This window comes from Herpetosiphon geysericola, from assembly GCF_001306135.1.
GTDB classification, from domain to species: domain Bacteria; phylum Chloroflexota; class Chloroflexia; order Chloroflexales; family Herpetosiphonaceae; genus Herpetosiphon; species Herpetosiphon geysericola.
Genome location: NZ_LGKP01000019.1, coordinates 1 through 20,443 on the forward strand (window position 1 = coordinate 1; position 20,443 = coordinate 20,443).

At 51.7% G+C, this 20,443-nt stretch carries 19 protein-coding genes; 6 read left to right on the forward strand and 13 right to left on the reverse strand.

The features are described from left to right. The first annotated feature begins 459 nt into the window (after positions 1-459). Both SE18_RS10945 and SE18_RS10950 read left to right on the forward strand, forming a co-directional pair. Positions 460-1,260: an alpha/beta hydrolase gene (locus SE18_RS10945; protein WP_054534500.1), complete on the forward strand. Its 801-nt coding sequence runs from the start codon at positions 460-462 to the stop codon at positions 1,258-1,260. A 138-nt stretch (positions 1,261-1,398) separates the two neighbouring features. Beyond that, complete coding sequence (locus SE18_RS10950) at positions 1,399-2,181, forward strand: GNAT family N-acetyltransferase (RefSeq protein ID WP_054534501.1); 783 nt, start codon at positions 1,399-1,401, stop codon at positions 2,179-2,181. Here SE18_RS10950 and SE18_RS10955 read toward each other — a convergent pair. The 7 genes from SE18_RS10955 to SE18_RS10985 all read right to left on the reverse strand — a co-directional run bounded on the left by SE18_RS10955 (position 2,178) and on the right by SE18_RS10985 (position 10,129). After that, complete coding sequence (locus tag SE18_RS10955; protein ID WP_054534502.1) at positions 2,178-2,720, reverse strand: redoxin domain-containing protein; 543 nt, start codon at positions 2,718-2,720, stop codon at positions 2,178-2,180. The two genes, SE18_RS10950 and SE18_RS10955, sit on opposite strands and share 4 nt — an antisense overlap. 74 nt (positions 2,721-2,794) lie before the next feature. After that, positions 2,795-3,349 carry an AhpC/TSA family protein gene (locus SE18_RS10960; protein WP_054534503.1) on the reverse strand — a complete coding sequence of 185 codons (555 nt, stop codon included), beginning with the start codon at positions 3,347-3,349 and terminating at the stop codon, positions 2,795-2,797. An 80-nt stretch (positions 3,350-3,429) separates the two neighbouring features. Beyond that, positions 3,430-3,714: a hypothetical protein gene (locus SE18_RS10965; protein ID WP_054534504.1), complete on the reverse strand. Its 285-nt coding sequence runs from the start codon at positions 3,712-3,714 to the stop codon at positions 3,430-3,432. 14 nt (positions 3,715-3,728) lie between these two features. After that, positions 3,729-5,243 carry a hypothetical protein gene (locus SE18_RS10970; RefSeq protein WP_152976619.1) on the reverse strand — a complete coding sequence of 505 codons (1,515 nt, stop codon included), beginning with the start codon at positions 5,241-5,243 and terminating at the stop codon, positions 3,729-3,731. Positions 5,244-5,398: 155 nt separating this feature from the next. Then, a complete protein-coding gene (locus SE18_RS10975; protein WP_054534506.1) occupies positions 5,399-5,656 on the reverse strand; it encodes a hypothetical protein in 258 nt (85 codons plus the stop codon). Then, positions 5,643-7,925 (reverse strand): pseudouridine synthase, encoded by a 2,283-nt coding sequence (locus tag SE18_RS28140; protein WP_170206274.1) that lies wholly within the window; start codon positions 7,923-7,925, stop codon positions 5,643-5,645. Before SE18_RS28140 ends, SE18_RS10975 begins: the two co-directional genes overlap by 14 nt. Before the next feature lie 266 nt (positions 7,926-8,191). After that, positions 8,192-10,129 carry an LVIVD repeat-containing protein gene (locus SE18_RS10985; protein WP_054534507.1) on the reverse strand — a complete coding sequence of 646 codons (1,938 nt, stop codon included), beginning with the start codon at positions 10,127-10,129 and terminating at the stop codon, positions 8,192-8,194. 321 nt (positions 10,130-10,450) lie between these two features. On the opposite strand from SE18_RS10985, the gene SE18_RS10990 reads away from it, so the two are divergent. Both SE18_RS10990 and SE18_RS10995 read left to right on the forward strand, forming a co-directional pair. Next, on the forward strand, positions 10,451-11,527 hold the full coding sequence (locus SE18_RS10990; RefSeq protein WP_054534508.1) for a GNAT family N-acetyltransferase: 1,077 nt from the start codon (positions 10,451-10,453) through the stop codon (positions 11,525-11,527). Between the two features lie 12 nt (positions 11,528-11,539). Next, entirely contained in the window at positions 11,540-12,562 is a 1,023-nt protein-coding gene (locus tag SE18_RS10995; protein ID WP_054534509.1) for a TolB family protein, read from the forward strand. 407 nt (positions 12,563-12,969) lie between these two features. Here the strand turns inward: SE18_RS10995 and holB are convergent, their stop codons facing one another. Then, positions 12,970-14,040 carry a DNA polymerase III subunit delta' gene (gene holB / locus SE18_RS11000; protein ID WP_054534510.1) on the reverse strand — a complete coding sequence of 357 codons (1,071 nt, stop codon included), beginning with the start codon at positions 14,038-14,040 and terminating at the stop codon, positions 12,970-12,972. A 51-nt stretch (positions 14,041-14,091) separates the two neighbouring features. On the opposite strand from holB, the gene SE18_RS11005 reads away from it, so the two are divergent. Both SE18_RS11005 and SE18_RS11010 read left to right on the forward strand, forming a co-directional pair. After that, entirely contained in the window at positions 14,092-14,976 is an 885-nt protein-coding gene (locus tag SE18_RS11005) for a GNAT family N-acetyltransferase (RefSeq protein WP_054534511.1), read from the forward strand. A gap of 261 nt (positions 14,977-15,237) precedes the next feature. Beyond that, the gene (locus tag SE18_RS11010) at positions 15,238-15,768 is read left to right on the forward strand and encodes a hypothetical protein (protein ID WP_054534512.1); all 531 of its coding nucleotides are present in this window, start codon (positions 15,238-15,240) and stop codon (positions 15,766-15,768) included. A 154-nt stretch (positions 15,769-15,922) separates the two neighbouring features. On the opposite strand, the gene SE18_RS11015 is transcribed toward SE18_RS11010, so the two are convergent. From SE18_RS11015 to SE18_RS11035, 5 genes are read right to left on the reverse strand one after another with little or no spacing between them, the layout of a single operon-like run. Next, on the reverse strand, positions 15,923-16,579 hold the full coding sequence (locus SE18_RS11015; RefSeq protein ID WP_054534513.1) for a hypothetical protein: 657 nt from the start codon (positions 16,577-16,579) through the stop codon (positions 15,923-15,925). Positions 16,580-16,629: 50 nt separating this feature from the next. Next, positions 16,630-17,271, reverse strand: a complete 642-nt coding sequence (locus tag SE18_RS11020; protein WP_054534514.1) for a GNAT family N-acetyltransferase — start codon at positions 17,269-17,271, stop codon at positions 16,630-16,632. Between the two features lie 2 nt (positions 17,272-17,273). Next, positions 17,274-18,533, reverse strand: coding sequence for a DUF58 domain-containing protein (locus SE18_RS11025; protein ID WP_054534515.1), 1,260 nt, complete (start codon positions 18,531-18,533; stop codon positions 17,274-17,276). A gap of 9 nt (positions 18,534-18,542) precedes the next feature. Next, positions 18,543-19,526 (reverse strand): AAA family ATPase, encoded by a 984-nt coding sequence (locus SE18_RS11030; RefSeq protein ID WP_054534516.1) that lies wholly within the window; start codon positions 19,524-19,526, stop codon positions 18,543-18,545. A 30-nt stretch (positions 19,527-19,556) separates the two neighbouring features. After that, positions 19,557-20,441: a GNAT family N-acetyltransferase gene (locus SE18_RS11035; RefSeq protein WP_054534517.1), complete on the reverse strand. Its 885-nt coding sequence runs from the start codon at positions 20,439-20,441 to the stop codon at positions 19,557-19,559. Between the last annotated feature and the right edge of the window lie 2 nt (positions 20,442-20,443).

The following is a 20,443-nucleotide window of genomic DNA, read 5'->3' on the forward strand; positions in this document are numbered from 1 at the left end:
CGGATTCCGCAGATGCGGCGGCTGTTTGGGGCATCCACGACGCGACGACCGCACCAAGCATCCGCCGCCGTCGCGTGGTTCGCCGCATGGAATCGTGCATTGGAGGCTTAAGTTACCACCTATGGGGATCAGGGGTTAGGAGCAAGGGGTCGGCGTAAAGGCAGAAGGCAAAAGTCAAAATAGCCGCTGAAACCACGAAGGGCGTGAAGAACGCGAAGTACATTTTAGCCACAGATTGCACAGATTGTTTTGATTATCTTCCCAATAGCTCAAAGCCTAGAGCCAACAACCCTGATCCCTAATCTCCAACAACCGATCCCCATGCCCTATGTTCTATGCTCTCTGTTCTATGTTCTTTAACACATGGCCAAAGGACATTTTGTCCCTTGACGTTGGACTAGAATCCATTCAGCTATCGCGTTGCGACCAATGTCGCTTTGTAGAAATGGATGGATTCACATGGCAAAGCCAACGATTGTATTAATTCACGGTTTATTTGTTACCAAACACTCATGGCAACCCTGGGTCGAACACTACCAAGCTAAAGGCTATACAGTCTTAGCTCCTGCTTGGCCAGGCCGCGATCATAGCGTAGCTGCATTGCAACAACGGGCCAATGACCCCGCCTTGGCACAGCACGATTTGCGCGAAAGTATCGATGTTCATGCGCAATTTGTGCAAAGCCTGCCCGAAAAACCAATTGTCATTGGCCACTCAATGGGCGGCCTGATTACCCAAATTCTGGCGAATCGCCAGTTGATCAGCGCTGGGGTGGCGATCGATTCTGCACCGCCGCAGGGCGTGATTAGCACCAAATGGTCGTTTATCAAATCGGCCTTGCCGATGATCAACCCTTTGCGTTCAGCAAGCAAGCCCTACACGATGCCATTTGAGCATTTTCAATATACGTTTGTTAATGGCATGCCTTTGGCTGAGCAACAGGCAATTTATCAAAGCCAAGTTGTGCCCGAGTCGCTCAAAAACTTGCGCCAATCGTTGACCAGCGTGAGCAAGGTTGATTTCAAGGCCGATCATGCGCCGCTGCTTTTGATTGCTGGCGAAATCGACCAGATTATTCCTGCCTCGCTGAATTACAGCAACTATCGTAAATATCGCCATAGCCGATCGTTGACCGATTTCAAGCAATTTGCTGGGCGCAACCACTACCTTGTGGGCCAGCCAAACTGGCAAGAAGTGGCCGATTATGTACTCAATTGGGTTGAAACTAAGGCTTTGGCGCAGCAAGCAGTTGCGCAATAAAAAGCAGCCAAGCATGGGTTGCTCGCAGCAAGCCCATGCTTGGCATTTAAGCTGATTCTGCTGAAACGGAGTGTGGATCGCAGTCGAAAAGACATAATGGTGGTAAGCTAAGGGTTAATCAATCGAGATGAGGTTGCGATGATTGAACAACGACCCTTAGCCGAACTTGCCAACGATCGTCGTTTTCCGCCTGATCCCCAATTTGGCTTGGTCTACGCCGCGCTGGCTGCTGGCAATTCGCAAGGCAGCTATTGGCATGCCGCAACGTGGAGCAGTTGTTGGGATCAAGCCAATAATGTGCTGTATTTGGCGGGCGATCGCGCGCTTGATCACGCTGAATTTAATCAACACTGGCTGCAAACAGTCGTTCCAGCCATGCCAGCGCGCCATGTGATCAAATTGCGGTTGTTGCGCAATAGCCAGCTTGAATTGAGCGATTTGCTTAGCCCCTACCAAGCCCAACCAAGCAGCAGTTATTTCTTTCGCGATTACCAGCAAACACTTGCTAATAATCAATTGGCGAGCCAATTTGCGCTGCGCCAGCTCGATGCTGAACTCTTGCAACTGCCAAGTGCGCAGCCAATTATCCAAGAAATTAGCTGGATGTGGCCGAGCCTTGAGCGATTTTTAAGCAATGGCTTAGGCTTAGCAATCTGTGGTAAGCAAACCATTGTCGCTTGGTGCACCGCCGAATATCTGAGCGCTGACCGCTGTGGTTTAGGCATTGAAACTGTGGAAGCCTATCAAAAGCAAGGCCTCGGATTTCACTTAGCAACTGCTATGCTTGCTGCTTGTCGTCAGCGTGGGCTGCAAGCTCATTGGGAATGTTCGAGCAAAAATCTTGCTTCGTATCGACTTGCCCAAAAGCTTGGCTTGCAGCAACAGCCTGGCTTAATTAGCTATGGCTTGGTTTGGCTCTAGCCAGCTTTTGGCAAGGCTTGCAACACGCTTGACCACTCTGGGTAGCGATAAATTGGGTTGGCAACATGGTGATAGACGACTTCGCCTGTGCGATTGATCGCGACCGTGCCGCCGAGCCGGCGCATTGAGCCAGAGCCATTCAACAACTCCATGCCGCCAACCAACAGCCGTGCTTGGCGAATCAGCACTTGTGGCGAGAGCACTTCAAACCACGAACCTTCGCCAATATCGAAATAATCGTACACTTGCAAGCTTTGGTCGATATAAATTGGGAAAGGAATTTTATACATCGAACGGAAACGCGACACTAATTCGGCGTTGCCCATCATCAGCACTGCAACCTGCCAACCAGCTTTTGCGAAATCAGCAGCATGATCGCGCAGCTTCAAGAGGGTTTGGCGGCAAATGCCACAGCCAATATTGCGCATAAAAAAGATCAAAACTGGTTTATCGTGCCAGAGTTGTTCAAACTCTACTCGTTCGCCTGTTTCATCTAAGATCCATAAATCAACCATTGATGTTGTTGCTGTTGCTGTCATAATCGTATCCTAGCGCTCCACATATTCACTATCTAACCCTACGTGTAGCAAGCGCTAAAAGGATGTATCCAGAATTAAGCAGCAGGTTGTTGGGGCTGTTCCAACAGCTGCAAAACGTCTTCCCAAGGCGGGTAGCGATGAATTGGGTTGGCAACATGGTGAAAGGCAATTTCTGCTTGGGGATTGAGCAGCACGATTCCGCCAAGGCGGCGAATTGATTCGGCAGCAAGATTGACTGATGAAGGAATGCCTTTGAACGCTAGCAGCAGTTGGCGGGCTAAAACATGCGGTCCGGCGACCGTCCAGAGCGAGCCTTGGCCAATTTCAAAGGCCTCGTAAACCTGTTGCTTGGGGTCGGAATAGACGGCAAATGGCAGTTGGTTGAGCTGGCGAAAGCCCTTGGCCATTGCTGTATCGCCCATCGTAATAATTGCAATTTCGCAATCGGCGTTTGCAAAGCGCTGTTGGTAATCGCGCAATCGAGCGAGCTGTTGGCGGCACAGGCCACAGCCAAGATGGCGCATCAGCATTAACAGCATTGAACGCTGCTGATAGCGTTGTAGCAAATCTACCTGCTGATCGGTTTCATCAATGACCAACAAACTGCGCTCAATCGATTGTCCAAGCATACGCCACCCAATTCTTGCTAAAAAGAAAACTGCATCGACCTCTATTCGTTGAAACCGAGCAAGGTAGATGCAGGTTTGCTTTAGCTATTGGATGTTGATTCGTTGTGCAGCCGTTGTTCGGCGATTTTGCGCAGCCCGCTTGCAGCCCGCCAAATAACCACTACCAAAGCAATTGTAATCAGCAACCAGATGGCCCATATCACCAGACCATAATTACTTTGACCTGCGGTAAAAGCCAATAATGGCAAGACACACATTGTTGGCGAAAAAAGCATGGCTAAAGCGATCGAACGGCGTAATTTGCGCTCTTCGGGGCTTAAGTTGGCACGATTGAGCGAACGTGATTGCTGGTCTGACGGTTGCATGCGCGTTCCTTGTACTAATTGGTTGCAGGACAGCTCACTGGTTGGTTGCTTGCTTGCGCGGCTTGGGCAGTACGCTTGAAAATCAAGCTTTGTTGATCGGCGTAAAGCTCTTGCCACGCAGGATTGGTTTGTACAGCCCGCACCAGATCGTTGCCCAGCTCGCGATCTATTAAGATTGTATCAAGCGAATACTTGGCGAGGAGGCGTTCCCAATCCTTGCCAGCCATAATGCAGCTATATTCATTCCATTGCTCACGAGGGTAGAGCTCAACCCGTGGGTCGATAAAAACTGGCAGTTGCTCGCCTGCTTTCCAAATCAAATAGCTGCCATAGCCCATATCGTTAAAGTAGGCTTGGTTTGGCTGGTTGGCTTGCAGAAATTCGACCGCCTGAATTGGGGTTGAACCACTGGCTAATTCGGCATGGGTCAGATTGCCCGTTGCGCCATTCAAGGCCTCAGGTAGCGGCAGCCAAATCCGAATGATCGGCTGCACGAGCAAGCCAATGACGGCACATGCAATGGCTAATACGGCCACTGCTTTGGGCGCAGCAGGATTGCGCTTGATCAATTTTAAACGGCCTCGTCGCACCAAAGCTTCGGCAATAATTGGCCCAGCGACCATGCCAAACCAAATTTGATAGTGAGCACCAGTTAATGTTAATAGGGCCAGCACGCTGATAATCAACAAATCGGCGCTGCGCATCTTTTGCCAAATTACCAATAAGGTTACTACCGCAACCAGTAGCACTGCTAGCATTAATTGCGAAACAGGATTGCTGAGGGTTGTTAATGGCGATGCTTGCTCGCTCAGTACTGCTGGGCTAAACAGAGCAGTTAGCATGCTCCAGCCTTCAACCCAAACTCCCCAGCCGCGCGGATTGATCAAACTTGTTGCCAACATTACGCCGCTAGCAATCCATAATGCGCGCATCGTTGGGTAAATTGGGGCATCAGGGTGGTCGCGGCGACGATCAAGCATTGCGCCAAGTGCAGCTATGCCAACCAACAGTGGCCCAAGCGTGAACGAACTGTGGAGATTGACCCACAGGATTTCAATCAAGGGCAATGCCGATAAGGCTTTGATTGACCAACGTTCGGTAGCGACTTCGCTGATAATCACAAATGTTGCGGCGAAAAGCAGCCAAGCAAACATCTGTGGGCGTACCTGCCAGCTATCAAATGCCACAATCACGCTGAAGAGAATTCCAAGCAATGCTGCGCGGCTATTGCCCTTGACGCGGCGCAAACAGTGCCAGAGGAGCAAGCCATAGCTGCTGATTAACAAGAGATTGCGCAGTTGTAAGTTTGCTACCAAATCGCCAAGCTGATAAAGCCACGAAAACACGACTTCCGCCAGCCAACTTTGATAGAAAAATGGCGTATTGGCTTGCGTGGCAGAAAAGATCCCATTCTGGGGAATAGTGCCAGTTTGGCGAATCAGATCGCCAATTTTAAGCTGCCACCAGAAATCCTCTGGAGTAACCAACCATAAACTGCCGCCAGCCATCGCGAGGGCGAAAAAGAGCAATGGCCACCAATTGGGCGAAGACCAAGCTATGCGTCGGATAGGTTGCTCCTTTCTCTAAGGATGCTGAATGCTAGCTGGATTTTAGCATAGTTTGTTAAATGCCAAACACTGCTTGAAGCTCAAGCAGTGTTTGGTGCTTTGGAATCAATGATGAATTAAGCTTGGAGACTGGCTGCCAATTGCGCGAAGAGCACATCTTGACGTGCTAATTCAGCACGCAGTTGAATTTCGGCGTGGGCGGTTTGCAATGCACGTTCGCGGGCTTGACGGGCCAAATCTGGCTCATCACAGCGTTTTGCGAGCGCAATTCGTTCAAGCCAACGTTGCGATTCAGCGGCGTAGCGTTGTGCTTGACGCCGAGTGCGATCACGTTCAACTGCCAATTGGAGATAGGCCTGTTTAAGCTTGTTCATCACCGCTTGCCTTTTTTAACCGCCGAACGACGCGCATACGGCGTGCTGGTTGAGCTGATTGTTCAGCGCTTGGCGCTGGCGTAGGTGCTGGGTTATTGCGCGCAGTAATTGGCCCACGATCAGCAATATTTTCGCGGGGGGCTTGATCACGGCGTGGAGCTTGATCGCGGCGCGGCGCTGAGCGATCATCAAAGCCACGGCGGTCGTCACGGCCACGGTTATCAAAACCACGGCGATCATCGCGGCCACGGTTATCAAAACCACGGCGGTCGAACGAGCCTTGATTATTTGAGCGGCGGCCGCCACCAAAGGTATTTTTAGGTCGATCATCACCCCGATGGGCACGATCAAGCGCTAAGCCGCGCTCGCCACGTGGGCGATCATCGAAAAATTCTTCTCGCCGATTGGTGCGATCGAAGCCACTTGCATCACGGCGTGGGCCGCGTTCGCCAAAGCCGCCGCCTTCACGACGAGGGCCGCGTTCGCCAAAGCCGCCACCTTCACGACGAGGGCCGCGCTCGCCAAAGCCGCCGCCTTCACGGCGAGGGCCGCGTTCGCCAAAACCACCACCTTCACGACGAGGGCCGCGCTCGCCAAAGCCGCCGCCTTCGCGACGAGGGCCGCGTTCGCCGAAACCGCCGCCTTCACGACGAGGGCCGCGTTCGCCGAAACCGCCACCTTCACGACGAGGGCCGCGTTCGCCAAAACCACCACCTTCATGGCGTGGGCCGCGTTCGCCGAAACCACCACCTTCACGGCGTGGGCCACGGTCGCCAAAACCGCCGCCTTCACGGCGTGGGCCGCGTTCGCCAAAGCCGCCACCTTCACGACGAGGACCACGGTCGCCGAAATCGCCACCATCACGGCGTGGGCCGCGTTCGCCGAAATCGCCACCTTCGCGGCGAGGACCACGGTCGCCGAAGCCGCCGCCATCACGACGAGGACCACGGTCGCTAAATCCACCTTCACGGCGAGGGCCACGGTCGCCGAAATCGCCACCTTCACGGCGTGGGCCACGGTCGCTAAAGCCGCCGCCATCACGGCGAGGGCCACGGTCACCAAAATCGCCACCATCGCGGCGAGGGCCACGGTCGCTAAAGCCGCCGCCATCACGACGAGGACCACGGTCGCTAAATCCACCTTCGCGGCGGGGGCCACGGTCGCCAAAATCGCCGCCTTCACGGCGCGGGCCACGGTCGCTAAATCCACCTTCACGGCGCGGGCCGCGTTCGCCAAAGCCACCTTCGCGGCGGGGGCCACGGTCGCCAGGGCTGCCACCATCACGGCGGGGGCCACGGTCGCTAAATCCACCTTCGCGGCGAGGTTCTGGGCGACGGCTTGGGCGATCTGAGTTAGCGCGTTCTTCTTCGATTGAGAAATCTTCAAATGACATTGTATTTTCCTGTGAAGTAAAGTGAGGCGCTCGTTGTAAGCGCGGTTCAACATCAGCCCGACGTTCTACCAACTGTCCAGACCGATCAATGCGGCGCACTTGGCGGCGCTGTTTGCCACCCTCGGCGTTCTCTTGTGGGCGGACTGGAGTCCAAGCTTTGCTTTGCTTGCCGTGCATGCGCAAGCGATCGATTTCGGTTGGCGTTAATGCACGCCATTCACCTGGTTTTAATTCACCTAAACTGAGCGGGCCTTCGCGCAAGCGGATCAAGCGGCGTACTTCGAGGCCAAGGGCTTCGGCCACGCGGCGAATTTGGCGGTTGCGGCCTTCGTGAATAACCACCCGAACCCATGTCCCATCGGGCGTTTCATTCAACATTTCGATCCAAGCGGGTGCGGTTTTGCCATCGTCGAGTTCAACCCCATTGCGCCATTCGCGCAACTGCTCGACTGATGGAGTCTGGTTCAACAAGGCCTGATATTCTTTTTCGACTTCAAACGATGGGTGGGTTAAACGAAAGGTCAAATCGCCATCATCGGTCATTAACAATAGCCCTTCGCTATCGTAATCGAGGCGACCTACAGGGAATAAACGATTGTGTGATTTAATCAAATCGGCGACTGTTTGGCGGCCTTCAGGGTCACTGAGCGTGGTCATGACGCTGCTTGGTTTGTTCAATAAGACGTAATGAAGCTCGGTTGGCGGGGTAATTCGTTCGCCATCAACTCGAATGTCATCTTTATCGGGGTCGATCTGGGTTCCTAATTCGCGTTGAACGCGCCCATTAACCGATACGCGTCCAGCCAACATCAAATCTTCGCAAGCCCGACGTGAATCTACGCCGGCCCGCGCCAAAAACTTATGTAAACGTTCCATTATTACTCCACAGGTCGTGGTTCTTACTGTTGGGGTCGTCAGTGCATGCTTGAATGATCGGGAGTACAGCGGACATCCGAACGATAATACGTGCATCAAGCGACGAGGTTCTTCACAGTGGTAGTGCCTCCTAACGGCACCTTTGGGCCATTATAACATAGCTTTGGGCAAAATACGCAAGTTTTTTGTTAAATGCTTAAAAGCAGCAACTGTTGGCCCAATCTCTAGCAGATTGCGCGCCAACAGTTGCTTATCGAGCTAGGAATTTAGTTTTTGCTTACAACAGGCAGAAAGAGTTGATGCTGTTCACGAATCACAAACATGCCACCACCATTGTAGCTCAACACCACAATTGACTCTGCATGCACTGCTGGCAGAATCCCCGAATCGCGGGCTAGCAGCAGATTGGCAACAATTTGTGGGTTGCTTGGCTGGCGAATATCGATTTGTTGAATGCCACCATCTACGCCAATATAGAGCTGATCGTCTGCAACCACCACTCCATCAACCAAGCCACTTTCCACGCGGCTAACTGGGGTTGGCTGGGTCGCGTCGCTAATATCGACAATTTCGAGGCCTGCGGTGGTTGCTACAAAAGCGAGGTCATTCTGAATTGCCACATCCATTGCAAACCAGGTATCGACATATTGGCCGAGCATTTGAATATTATCTGGGTTGCGCACATCAAGAATCCGCAAGCCACCCTCGTTATCGGCCACATACAAGGTTTGATCAACCACTACAAGTTGAGCAACTTTGCTGGTGTAGAACTGGCTGTGTTCAACCGGATTATCCAAGTCAGTCAGATCAAAAATTCGCACGCTGCCACCAAAGCCTTGATCATTGATCGACTCGCCAACATAGACCATTGGGCCGTTGACCGCAATTGCCGCTGGCAAGCCAGCAGTTGCGAAGAAACTAACTTGAGTTGGTTCGGTTGGGTTGCTGACATCGATTACATAAATGCCATGGCTCCAATCGACCATATAGACCAACGAGCCTTGGACGGCAATATCGCTGACTGCATTGCGATCGGTGGTTAGGTCGAAACGTCCGACGACTGTTGGTTGGTTGGGGTTGCGCAAATCGACGATACACAAGCCGCGGCCCCAATCTGCAACGTAGGCATAATCGCCGACGACTTGCAAGGCCACATTTTCTTTACAACCTGGGGTTTCGGTGGTATCGATGCGCGTGGGCGCTTGGCGATTGCTCCAATCAAAGACATTGAGTTGACCAGAACGGGTCAGTACATAGCCACGTTGTTGTTTGGCAATTAAGTTGGTCGGCCAGCCAAGAATCGTTTCGCTGCTGGCGGCGATTTCAGTTGGGGTAATTGGGTTGGTAATATCCCATGTATGCAAGGCATAATCCAGCCCAATCATGGCAAGGGTATTATCGCTTACTGCGAGTTGCAGGCCAGCAACAGCATCAGTTTGGTTGATGATGCTTGGGTTGCTCGCATCGCGAATATCAACCACCCGCAAGCCCAATTGGGTATTGACATAGGCAACATCGCTGGCAATTTCAATATCTAAAATATCGCCCAACGTGATAGAGCCTTTGAGGGTTGGAGTCATTGGCTCGCTCAAATCGAGAATATCGAGGCTATCAAAGCCTGAAAGCCACGATTGAATATTCAAAAATGCCTGATTGCCTTGAATCGTGACGTTGGCAATCCCATGTTTGTTGAGCTGATTGACCAGCTTTGGCTGACGCGGATTCGTGAGGTCAAAAACCTTCAAGCCATCATCAACTTGCACATAGACATAGTTTTGAGCGCTGAAAACCGCCATTGCCGATAGTTCGAGTTGATAAAAGCTAACCAAAGTTGGGGTGAGCGGCGTGGCTAATGAAAAGGTTGCTAAGCCATGCTCGCGGCCATAGCCCAAGGCTGCATACAAATACCCATCGCCAAGCGCTAAATCTTGCACCGTAGCTGGTAAGATGCTGCTTTGATGTTGCAGGCTTGGCTGATCAGGATTGCTAAGATCATAGGTGGCAATTCGGGGGCCGATGCCAATATAGGCTGCGTTGGCGGCAACGACCATGGTGGAGCTATCACCGCCAGTTTGACCAGTAATTGCCAATTGGCTTGGGCTAGGCTGTGGGCTTTGGGCGGCCAGCGGAGTGGCGCGATGACTGGCGATAGCTCCAACGACAAACGTAAGGAGCAGGCTACAACGAAGCAAACGATGAACCACTAGTACCTCCAAAGGCAGTATGTCCCGAATACTGCATCAAGAATCTGGGCCTGGTGTTGGCCATGATCAACCTCCATTCCCCTCGTTGCTCCCAAAACTTGGGCAAATCGCAGGTATATCAATAAAATTGCATATGCCTATACAGGAATAACGTCAATGATTGAAATAAGTTCCCATAGCTGTGATAGCAATGCTGATTTTCTGAAATGGAATGTTTGGCAAAGCCTCGAAATCCTTGCGCTATCGGCTGTAGTGGACAAGCGGCGAGGCCTAGAGTATGATGCGACCAACAGACGAGCTATCGAGCTTGGAGGGTCGCTGATGTACGAAGAAGTTGCGCGGATTGCTCTGGGTGCAGGAACTGAGGCAGTCCTCTCGCGCATCCAACCGCTTGCTTCTGAATTTGCCCAACCGCTTGAGGAGCTTTATCACCGATGGGGTGAAGATCCGGCGGTGGCATGGCGTTGGTCATTTGATATGCACCTGCGCCTGGTTGGGTTGCGCTTTAGCCAAGATGTGTGGTATTTGGCCCAAGTGCAGGGACGGCCTGTGAGCGCTATGCTGCTGTGTCGTTCAAAATTCTGTCCACAATTGGGTTCGATTCATCGGGTTTATACAGCTGAGCCGTATCGTCGCCGGGGCTTGGCTAGTAAGTTGTTGAAGTTGGCGATTAACGATTTTGAGGCAAGTGGCGGTCAAGCGCTGATTATTAGCACTGAACATAATGATAGTGCAATGTCGTTTTATGAGCAGTATCATTTTGTGACGATTAATGAGAGCGAAAGTAGCCGCACAGGCAATCGCATTGCATGGCGCATTAGCGATGGCGATTCGCCCGAAAACTTCCTCAAGCATTTATTTGCGCCCAGTACCGCTGTCTTTATGCGATCATCGGATCGGGCCGATGTGCCATTGTTATTGTCGTTGTTCAATGCGCCAGATAATCGGATTGTGCGTCATTACGGCTTGCAAATGCTTGGCGATGCCAATATTGGAGCCGACGATTTCTTTCCAGCTTTCGAGCAGCAAGAGGGCGATGTGGCGGTATTAACGGGCCTGACTGCAGCCAGCGGGGCGATTGTTGGCTGGGGCAGCATTATGCCACCAGTCTATCCATGGCCAAACCCCTATTACCAGCAACATCAGCTTTTGGTCGATTGCTATTTGGCAGCAGGTCATATCGAGCAAGCGCCAATCTTGTTGAATGAAATGCTGCGCCAATTACCAGCGAACCATTTTGCCAACCAGTTGATCGGGCATGTGCCGCTTGATCATCCGGCGTTGCCTGCAGCCTACGAGCAAGCAGGTTTCGAGCGAGTTGGGTTTATTCCTAAGGCCTATATCGATCCGCGCAATAATCAAGGCACTGATATCGCGCTCTATCTCCGCGAGCGATAATGCATGCGATTCATGATTTGTGTTCTTGTTTGTATTCTCTTGTCGAGTTGTGGGGCTGCTAGCTCGCCGACGGCCACGCCGCCAGCTGCCGCTGCTCCCACACTTGGCACTATTTCGCTGATTATCTCGCGCGGTGGCGATTTGTGGCGCTTCGATTTGCCCGCCAAACAGTGGACGCAATTAACCAGCGAAGCGCCCAACGCCTATTCAACCTTCCCCAGCATTGCCCCCGATGGCAAAAGCGTGGTCTATTCGTATCGGCCTCCTGTGCCAACCCCAAGCGCAGAACAACCATTTGTGGTTCCAGTCAATCATGCCAACCAAATTTCGGTCACTGGTGGAGCTAGCAAAGCGTTGTTTGTGCCCGAGGCTGGCAAACGCGATGGCCAGCAAATTTATGATTCACTCGATACACCGGTTTGGTCGCCAGATGGCAAAACCTTGTATGGCGTGTATCAGACCTTGCGCTTTGATAACGATGGAGTCTTTTTGCAATCTGGTAGCTCAATCGTCGCAATTGATGTTGCTAGCGGCACGCAACAAACCATCGTTATGACCGGAACCTTTCCTTCAATTTCGCCAGATGGCAGGCAAATGGCGTTTGTTCGCACCCGCGATGGCATTTATCCAACGCTCTATCTCTACGATCTCCAAACCAAGCAAGAACGGGTGTTGTTCGACCAACCAGAATTGGTCAGTGCCTTGGAAGCGCCGATTTGGTCGCCAGATGGCAAAACGATTTATCTGGCTGCAAGCCCCTTGACGCTTGGTCAACGCCAGCCGAGTTGGGTCGATTGGTTCGTCAAGCCCGCTGCGGCCCACGGTTTGGGCTGGCAAGTCTGGTCGGTCGATGTCGCATCTGGCCAAGGCAAAGCGGTCAATCGCGAAATCTTCGAAGATCCTCGGATTGTGCTCGATGGTTCGCTGTTGTATGTTTGGACGTTCTCCGGCCTTTGGCAGATGGATTTGGCGGGTAATCCACCAGTCTTAATCGAAGAACCAGGCGACATCGGCGGCATGACGCGGGTTCCGTAAACAGAACATAGAGCATAGAGCATAAAGCATAGGGGTCAGAGAGAGGGATGAAGGTCAAGTCAAAAGGCAGAAGTCAGAAGAGTAGAGAGCATAGAGCAAAGAACATAGAACAGAAAGTCAAAATTAACGCAGAGGCGCAGAGGGACAGATGGCTCTAGGCTATAAGGCTATCGGAACATGCTTCGGGTAATTCGTGGACAAATTTTTAACGCAGAGGCGCAGAGGGACAGATGGCTCTAGGCTATAAGGCTATGGGCTCTTGGGAAATAATCTGTGCCGATCTGTAGCTAAAAATGATGATTCGTGGAATCCGTGCAATTCGTGGCTCAAAAACGAAACCTTCGCGATCTTCGCGTCCTTCGTGGTTTCCGTCCTTCGTGCGCTTCGTGCTCTTCGTGGATCAAACGCTACCCCTTCGCTCCAGCTAAATTGAGCAAAACCCCTTCGAGTGCCAATTGAGGGCTGACATTCTCGCGAATTTGAGTTACTGCATCGTTGATGCCTTTGAGCGTTTTATGAATTGCAGGCAAGGGCAGGCGAGCGAGCGCTTGCAAATCCTCAATCCGATCAATATTAATCAGGCCTTGCTCTGTGCCAGCGGCGGTCAACAGCACGTCGCGCCACCACACTTGCCATAATTCGAGCATCGCAAACAGTTCATCGCGCTCGCGATTGGCTTTGCTCCAGCTTTCGGCCCATTTGAAGCGCTCGACCAACGGCTTACTTGGCAATTCGATCAAGCTCTCAAGTTGTTCGGCGCGGGCTTGCAAGAGGTCTGGCGATTGGGCGACCGTCGCGGCCCAGCCGATGCGGCCTGCGCTCCAAGCAGCCACAATCGCCGCATCGGCGGGCGCAATCTGCCAGCGTTCGATTAATGCTTGGGTCACTTGTTGGCGCGGCACTGGGCGCAATTTCAGCACATGGCAGCGCGAGGTTATTGTTGGCAACAAATCGCCAGCGCTATTGGCAACCAAAATCAAGGTAGCAAATGGTGGTGGTTCTTCAAGGGTTTTGAGCAAGGCATTGGCTGCTTGTTCGGTCATGGTTTCAGCATCGTGCATAATAAAAACTCGCCGGCGCCCTTCGTATGGTCGCAGGGCAATATCGGCCTGCCATTCGCGCACGGTGTCAATGCCCAAGCGAGTTTTGACGCTTTCGCTGGCTTTTTGTTGGGCTGCTTGTTCGGCCAAGCCAACAATCCGTACATCGGGAAAATTACCTTTGGCGATGCGTTTGCAGGCGCGACATTCGCCGCAAACATCGCCATTGTTGTGCTCACAATTGAGCGCCTGGGCGATGTGTAAGGCCAAGGTTGCTTTGCCAATATTGGGCAAACCGGTGAGCAAATAGGCATGGCTGGCCGAATTACGGGCAATTGCCAAGCGCAATAATTCAATTGCCCACTCATTTCCGATGATATTCCATGCTCCCACCGCTGTACGCTCCAATCCATCCAACGAATGATCTCGTTTGGTCATGATACCAACAAAATAGCGTAGTACCAAATTAGCCGAATGTGAGGTAGATAGATGCCAACGATTAGCCGTATGCAACCAGCCCAGATTGACCAAGCAGCAGCGTTTATGGCCCAATTTCAGCACGAACCAAGTACCCACTTGGGGTTTGCTGGCGCGCAAGCCGACCAAATTGCCCAAACATGGCGTGAGCTTGAGTTTCCAATCGAACAACAATTTGCCTTAGCTAGCGCTGACGAACAATTGCAAGGCTTGATGGGCCTCGAACAAATTTCGGATACTGGGCGCGCGTTCTTATGGGGGCCAATTGCCTTGAGCGAGCAGCGCTTTGAGCTTGCAGATAGCTTGCTGGCTGAATTGTTGCCAGAGCTAAAGCCCCATGTCACGATGATTGATATGTTTTGCAATTTGCAAAATCAATTTGTGCGCGATTGGGCCGCGCGTCAGCAATTTTACCAGCGCAATACCCACGCAATTCTTGCTTACAAACGTTCACAATTAACTGACCATGTAACCAAGAGTGATGTTGAAGCGTTGCCAGCAGAACTCCATGCAGCGTTTTGCGAATTGCATGATCAATTATTCCCCCAAACCTACTATAGCGGCAGCCAAATTCTCGAACGAATTAATCACGATCGCCAAGTATTTATTATACGTGAAGCTGGACAATTGTTGGGCTATATTTATACAGAACGCCAACCAGAATTTGCTGAAGCAGGGATTGAATTTGTTGGCGTTGCACCAATTGCTCGTGGCCGTGGCATTGCTACCAAGATTATGCAGCATTGTTTGACATGGATTTTTAGTGCGCCTGAGATTCAGGAACTTGAATTAGTTGTTGACCAGGATAACCCAACTGCGCGCGGTTTATATGAGAAAGTTGGCTTTGGTTTATCTCATGAAATGATTAGTTTACGTCGCGATGTCGTAGCACAATAATTAAATAATCAAATATTAATAAGCAAAATAACGTGGTTTACCACGTTATTTTTATTTTAAGCGCCACTTCTTGCTATTGAGCAGTTAAAGCTATATCAAACTGAGGATGTTAACACCACGGATGAATGTTAACGGAGCGAGCTATATACATAACGATCTATCAATTATTTTTATAACATGGGTTATAATACAGCACGCATTGCGAGAAACATCCAAAATAACCTTGATTCTCCTTTCTCAACGATGCGTAGAGGAGTCTTTATGGAACGCCGGATGTTGTTACATCATCCAACCAGCGACCAATGGTTGGTGATTGCGGCGACCGATTCGCAGGTTTGTACCGCCATATCAGAACCGCTCCACCCCGATCAGCTTGGTTTTCCCTTGGCTACGTTTCCATTGCACCCAGTTGCAGCACATGGTGAGCCTGTCGATTTAGCCGAATATGTGTGTATTCGCACCAATCGCGAGGAAAGTAGCGCCCACGAAATTGCTGATATGCTGAATAGCGCAATAATGCTGGAGCTTGATCACAAGGCGGCGCGCCTGGGGTTGGGCGAAGGCGATGCGCTTTTTGCCCAGCAGCCTCAACGCTATATTCAAGAGATTGAGCAATGGCTCAACAATCCGCATTCAAATTTAAACCTCGAATTTTTGTTGATCGATCAAACCGAAACCCAAGCTCTTTTTCAAATTACCGATCCCACGACTCGCCAAGTTTGGCGCTTGACTCGCACCATGCCTAGTGCCGATGCCAAGCCCGATGGCGTTGGTTGGGGCTGGTCAGCCTAATCTAAATCCCCCGTGGATCAGCGCTTGATCCACGGGGATAATTTTTTAACCACGAAGAACGCGAAGTGCACGAAGGTTAAATTTTTTAGCCACAGATTGCACAGATTTGTGTGATTTCAATCGTAATTTAGCCTCTGAGCCGCTGATGGCTAGGTTATGGCTTTTGTCCATGATTATGAATTGGTTGAATCAGAAAAAGCCCCAAGCCGTTGAGCACGCTGGCGCAACCCATGACTAGCGCGGTTGTTCCAGAGAGAGCTCCAGCGTACAAAGTATTAAACGAGGCGATGGTTAGCGAAGCAACGAGCCAACTAACCAGCATTGTTGGAATCCAATGCAGCGTGCGATAGCCAAATTTGCGTAAAACCACGGCTTGAACGCTGCTTATTGCCAAACATGTGATGGCCACTGAGATTAATTGCGGCTCTATCCAGTGCACGAAGGGGTTACTCGTATTAGACTTACGAAACATCGAAAAGAGTAGATAATCGATGCTCAACATATATTTCACAATAATCACTAAACAATATGCTCCAAGCGTTGCCCTAAACCAGTGTTTGAACAAATTCGGATCAATTGTTCGTTTTAAGATCCAAGCCTGCCCATAGCTCATGCTTCCAATAGCGATTAATGTGAGGGCAATCATCAAACCCAACAGAAATAATTCGCCACCATCAGGATGATCTTGGTAAAAGTAGGGTATTACTAAAGCATACAGTGCTAGTGCTGGAATATGCACGCCAATCCAATACAGCCATGTGACGACTGGAATTCGCAGCCGTTGTGATCGGGCATGGGCAACTTCATACATGCTCGGCCTCTTTTCTTTCTCGAAGATTATTGGTTAATCTGCCAGCAATCTTAATTGGTTGGCAACGGTTTTTGCATCAAAATATTCGGAATTGTCACGCGATCGAGCCATTTTGGTGAGCGATAGACCGTGCGATAGCCTAAACGCTCGTATAGTTTCGCCGCTTGTTGGTTATCGACAATTACTTGTAATTGGGCACCAGCGACCTTGCGCGCGGCTAATTGCTGCTCAACCGCTTGCATAATCGCCGCGCCATAGCCTTGGCCGCGCTGCTGGGCACGCACCACAATCCCATGAATGTAGGCATAGTCGGGGTTGAATTTCGGCGGTGGCATCAGCATCGAGGCTGCAACCGTGCTCAATAGATGCAGCGTATGCTTCAGGCCAATCAATTGCACCGCCATGTTTAGCGTGCCGCGTGGTACTCGGTCAGGGGCTGGCTCGTTGGGAAATTGAATGCCTGCCATGCCGACAATTTCGCCTGCTTGATTGCGCACGACATAGCGCCCGCGCACCCCAGCAAAATTATTTGCATGCAAGGTGTAGCGCAACAAGGCTTGGCGTTGGCTATCGGCTCCACGCAACGAATCGGGCAATTCTGCATCATATAAATCGAGCAATAGTTCGCCCAAAATCGCCAAATCGTTGGCGTTGGCTGGGCGTAATTCGACGGTTGGTCGATTGTGTGTCATTGCTAACTCCGCCCCATGGCGCGAATCGCTGGCTCGGCCAAGGCGCGATCTAAGCCATCGCCAGCGTGAATTCGATACACTGGCACCCGTAGTTCGGCCAAGCGGGCAAAGGTTGGCTCAGGGTCGCGCCAGCCGCCAAACGATTTGCCATCGAGAAACATAATTGAAGCTCGTGCGCCCCGATAGACCAAGCGTTGTACCGCCGCCACCCAACGCTCATCAAGCGCCGCTGTGATGATCAACAATGAGGAATTGCGGCCAAAGCGTTGGCTTTCAGCGGCCAATAATTCGGCTAACGAGGTGTTGCTGGTGGCATGGAGCATCGCCAATGGCTCCAAAATTTTATACAGCTGGCGTGCTTCGCGTTCAGGCAGAATAATTTCTCGTTGTGCCCCGTAGGTCAATAAGCCGACGCTGCGATTGAGCCGCAACAAATGGCGGGCCAACGAAGCCGCCAAGGTAATGCTATATTCCTCGGTCGTGTTGGGAATCGCAATTTTGCCTTGCAAGCTTTTGATAATCGCCGGAATCGCTGCATCGGGCTGGCCATGGTGAAAACGCTCTTCCATATCCAAGATGATCCAAACATCTGCTGAGGGATCAAGCTCGAACTCTTTAACCATGAGCGCACCAGTGCGCGCGGTCGAACGCCAGTGAATGCGGTTGAAGCTATCGCCTGGCACATATTGGCGCACGGTCGAAACATTCGGCGTAACGTGAAACGTGCGCGAACGCACATCTTGGCCGCCAATTAGCTCAGCGGTTGGCAGCTCGAATTTGGGCAAATCAACGGTTGCCGGATAGACCAACAGATCGTGGGTCAGATCGACCATTTTGTGCAGTTGGAAGATCCCAAATGGATCGCCGCTGCGCACCGAGACTGGCCCCAAGCGCCATTTGCCGCGCAAGGTACAGGGCGTGCGCACCATCCAACGCCGTTTCTCGCGGCCTGGAATATAGCTCACAAAGCCCGAGCCATGCGACGGCAAATCGGAGTGATCGCGCACTTCGACCCACAGCTTGGGCAAGGGCCAGGTATTGTAAATGGTAATTCGTTCGCGCACCGTTTCGCCAACTTGGGCGCGGGTGGTGCTTGATTCGCGCTCGATCTCCAGGCCTTCGAGGTTGCTCCACGCCCAAGCATAGGCAATCACCAACAACCCAAGCAGAGTGTAGGTCAAGTAATAAAAGAAGGGAATATTACTCGAAAGCCCAGTCAGAAACAGGACGACGGCCAAGCTAAGGATGCCTAATGCCCGCATATGCTGCCCCTATTGTGCAACCGCTGGCTGCTGCCGCTCATATCGTCGCCCAGCGCGTGCGCCTGGTACTGGCACTTGGCTCAAAATTTGTTGAATTAATTCGTCTGCATGAATGTTGCGAATCCGTGCTGCTGGGCTGATGATCATGCGATGCGCTAGCACAGGTTTGACCAAAACTTTAATATCATCGGGAATGACATAATCGCGGCCTTGCAAAGCCGCTAGAGCTTGGGCAGTGCGATAGAGCGCCAACGAACCACGCGGGCTAGCGCCGAGATACACATCGCTATTATTACGGGTGGCGGTAGTAATTGCCACAATATATTCTTTGATCTGCTCATCGACATAGACATCGCGAATTTCAGCTTGTAGCTGTTGCAATTCTTCAATCGTCACGACTTGCTCTAAAGCATCGATTGGGTGCGCTTTGCGTTGGCTCTCCAAGATCGCCAATTCATCGGCCTTGGCGGGATAGCCCAAGGTAATGCGCAGCAAAAAGCGGTCGAGTTGGGCCTCGGGCAAGGGAAACGTGCCTTCGTATTCGATTGGGTTTTGGGTGGCAAGCACAATGAAGGGCTGGGGCAATGGGCGGGTGATGCCATCAACGGTCAATTGGCCTTCTTCCATGCTTTCGAGCAAGGCCGATTGGGTTTTGGGCGTAGCACGATTAATTTCATCGGCTAGGACTAAGTTGGCGATAATTGGCCCAGGCCGAAACTCAAACTCACCCGATTTTTGATTGAAAATTGAAACCCCGCTGACATCGGTTGGCAAGAGATCGGGGGTGAACTGAATGCGCTTGAAGCTACAGCCAATGCTGCGGGCAATTGCCTTGGCAAGGGTGGTCTTGCCCACGCCTGGCACATCTTCCAAGAGCACATGGCCGCGACACAACAAGGCAATCAAGGTTAAATCCACCGCAGCACGTTTGCCGATGATCACCTTTTCGACGTTGGCCGCCAGCCGTTGCGCTATATCTTGCACATGTTTCATTTCAAAATCCTCCCGAAAACAGAGCCAAGTTTATATCTCTTTGACTAAAACAGTTTGGCGTTCGCCGTTGCGCATAAACCCAAACCACTCGTAGAGCCGCTGGGCATGTTGGTTGGTATTTTGGGTATTGAGCGAAAGCAACTGCACGCCATTTAAACTACACCAATCGACCAATTCGGCCAACAGCCGCACCCCAATGCCTTTGCCTTGCAGTGCTGGATCGACCGCAATCCGCACGAGATGGGCCATAATGCCGCCATGATGCACAGTGGCAAAGGCATAGCCAACAATTGTATGGTTAAGTTCGGCCACGATGTAAAATGGCGCAACCGGAAAAACTCCAGCCAGAATTGTGCTACTTTTGACCCACTCGGCAGCAAAGGCCGCAGCGTCGATTTTGGCGATCATGGGCACGTCGGCAGGCGTTGCTGGGCGAATCCAGGCCCCAGTATTGCCCCAAGCAGGAATCTGCATTGCGCGTTTTTCGTAGCCCACCACATCAAGTTGTTGCTGATAGCCTTCGTGCAAGACCCATGGCAAGAGCCAACTCGCATCGCGTTCGTCGCTCATCAGCAGCACGCGCTCAACGCCTCGGGCCTTGGCATAGCGTTCGGCAGCCTGCAAAAATGTTGTTACTGCTTCGGCGGGGCGCAACGAATGATGCACGATCAGCGCCCGAATCCAGGCAATGGGGCCAACTGCGTAGCCCATCAGCACGCAGCCCCACAATTTGCCGTTGTATTCCAAAACAATGCTAAGCTGATCGCTGAGGGTTAGGCCAAACTCATCGTGGGGAATCGAAAGCGAAGCCCATGGCGTTTGCTCAAGCAAACCCATGAGCGGTGCGAGATCGCTCTCAACTAGTGGCCGCATCGCCAAATCGTGAATGCTGGGAACGCGCCGAAACAAATGCATAA

What these genes read in the sequence shown, in the direction of transcription:
- SE18_RS10945 (WP_054534500.1), top strand. Translation starts at nt 460, where the DNA reads ATGGCAAAGCCAACGATTGTATTAATTCACGGTTTATTTGTTACCAAA.
- SE18_RS10950 (WP_054534501.1), top strand. Translation starts at nt 1,399, where the DNA reads ATGATTGAACAACGACCCTTAGCCGAACTTGCCAACGATCGTCGTTTT.
- SE18_RS10955 (WP_054534502.1), bottom strand. Translation starts at nt 2,720, where the DNA reads ATGACAGCAACAGCAACAACATCAATGGTTGATTTATGGATCTTAGAT.
- SE18_RS10960 (WP_054534503.1), bottom strand. Translation starts at nt 3,349, where the DNA reads ATGCTTGGACAATCGATTGAGCGCAGTTTGTTGGTCATTGATGAAACC.
- SE18_RS10965 (WP_054534504.1), bottom strand. Translation starts at nt 3,714, where the DNA reads ATGCAACCGTCAGACCAGCAATCACGTTCGCTCAATCGTGCCAACTTA.
- SE18_RS10975 (WP_054534506.1), bottom strand. Translation starts at nt 5,656, where the DNA reads ATGAACAAGCTTAAACAGGCCTATCTCCAATTGGCAGTTGAACGTGAT.
- SE18_RS28140 (WP_170206274.1), bottom strand. Translation starts at nt 7,925, where the DNA reads ATGGAACGTTTACATAAGTTTTTGGCGCGGGCCGGCGTAGATTCACGT.
- SE18_RS10990 (WP_054534508.1), top strand. Translation starts at nt 10,451, where the DNA reads ATGTACGAAGAAGTTGCGCGGATTGCTCTGGGTGCAGGAACTGAGGCA.
- SE18_RS10995 (WP_054534509.1), top strand. Translation starts at nt 11,540, where the DNA reads ATGATTTGTGTTCTTGTTTGTATTCTCTTGTCGAGTTGTGGGGCTGCT.
- holB (WP_054534510.1), bottom strand. Translation starts at nt 14,040, where the DNA reads ATGACCAAACGAGATCATTCGTTGGATGGATTGGAGCGTACAGCGGTG.
- SE18_RS11005 (WP_054534511.1), top strand. Translation starts at nt 14,092, where the DNA reads ATGCCAACGATTAGCCGTATGCAACCAGCCCAGATTGACCAAGCAGCA.
- SE18_RS11010 (WP_054534512.1), top strand. Translation starts at nt 15,238, where the DNA reads ATGGAACGCCGGATGTTGTTACATCATCCAACCAGCGACCAATGGTTG.
- SE18_RS11015 (WP_054534513.1), bottom strand. Translation starts at nt 16,579, where the DNA reads ATGTATGAAGTTGCCCATGCCCGATCACAACGGCTGCGAATTCCAGTC.
- SE18_RS11020 (WP_054534514.1), bottom strand. Translation starts at nt 17,271, where the DNA reads ATGACACACAATCGACCAACCGTCGAATTACGCCCAGCCAACGCCAAC.
- SE18_RS11025 (WP_054534515.1), bottom strand. Translation starts at nt 18,533, where the DNA reads ATGCGGGCATTAGGCATCCTTAGCTTGGCCGTCGTCCTGTTTCTGACT.
- SE18_RS11030 (WP_054534516.1), bottom strand. Translation starts at nt 19,526, where the DNA reads ATGAAACATGTGCAAGATATAGCGCAACGGCTGGCGGCCAACGTCGAA.
- SE18_RS11035 (WP_054534517.1), bottom strand. Translation starts at nt 20,441, where the DNA reads ATGCATTTGTTTCGGCGCGTTCCCAGCATTCACGATTTGGCGATGCGG.